The organism is Clostridium sp. Cult1 (assembly GCF_021655095.1).
Taxonomy (GTDB): Bacteria; Bacillota; Clostridia; order Tissierellales; family Tepidimicrobiaceae; genus Schnuerera.
On the sequence record NZ_PPXW01000001.1, the window covers coordinates 2,615,141 to 2,616,272 of the forward strand.

Below are 1,132 nucleotides of genomic sequence, written 5' to 3' on the forward strand. Positions count from 1 at the left end.
TAGTACATCCATTATGGCTTGATTCACCCTGTCATAATGGCCTTTGGCATAAGGACAGTCTCTTGGATTACATTTTACTTCTTCATTTAAACATATTTTCTCCTTAGCAGTGATAACAATGGATTTAATCCTAAGTCCTTTCCATGCCATCTGCTCTATAGAATTTAAAGCTACCTGCCTTGTAATAGTCTTTGCGGTCAAATAAAACACTTTAGAAGCAATACCCTCCCCAATAGCCTTTATAGAAGGAAATATTGTAGAAATGGTTTTACCAATACCTGTTGGAGCCTGAGCAAAAAGGTTTTTTTCATTAAGTATTGTTTCATAAACGGCAACTGCCAATTTCCTTTGACCTTTTCTATAATTTTTAAAAGGAAAAGAAAGTTCTTTTATGGCTGCATCTCTAACCATTTGCCAATAAAAAGTCATATTAGCCCACTCTACATATTCTTCAATTAACCCTAAAAAGAACTCCTCTAATTCCTTAAAGGTATAGTATTTTATAAACTTCCTTGTTTCTTCCGATTCAATGTTGTAATAGGTAAGCTGTATATTTATTTCATCTATTTTATTTTCCTTTGCATACATGTAACCATAACATTTCCCTTGAGCCCAGTGAAGCTGATTATAATCTTCATCAAGCTCATCTAATGGCCTTATAGTGCTTTTAATCTCATCCATTATTATATTTTCATCTGTCTTTAAAATCCCATCCGCTCTACCTTCTATTTCTATAGTGAAATCCTCATAATTTAAGATATGCCTTAATGCAACTTCTGGAGTATATTCTTCTCCATAAGAGTTTTGCACCTTTTGATGGGCTCTTGTCCCTTCCGCTGCTCTAGTACTTCCCACAAATGTATTGTCTATATCTCCTGACCGAAGTACAAACTCGACTAAATTCCTTATAGATACTTTGATTTGTTTAGACATATTATTCATCCTTTGCTTGAAAAAACAATTTTCAATTCTATATACACTAAGATTATAATAAAATGTCTAAATCTTCAATGTTATTATAGAAAGATATTTCCTTACAAAACATCTACATTGCTTTTTTAGATCTAAATAATCTGCCAAACTTTAAAGTTTGGCAGATTGACATTATATAAGATTTAATAGGCCTTTGTTG

At 32.2% G+C, this 1,132-nt stretch carries 1 protein-coding gene; it reads right to left on the reverse strand.

Translation table 11 applies throughout. The features are described from left to right. Window positions 1–933, reverse strand: a 933-nt coding sequence (locus tag C3E89_RS13215) for a DEAD/DEAH box helicase (RefSeq protein WP_236913407.1), incomplete at its 3' end; no start/stop codon positions are given. Between the last annotated feature and the right edge of the window lie 199 nt (window positions 934–1,132).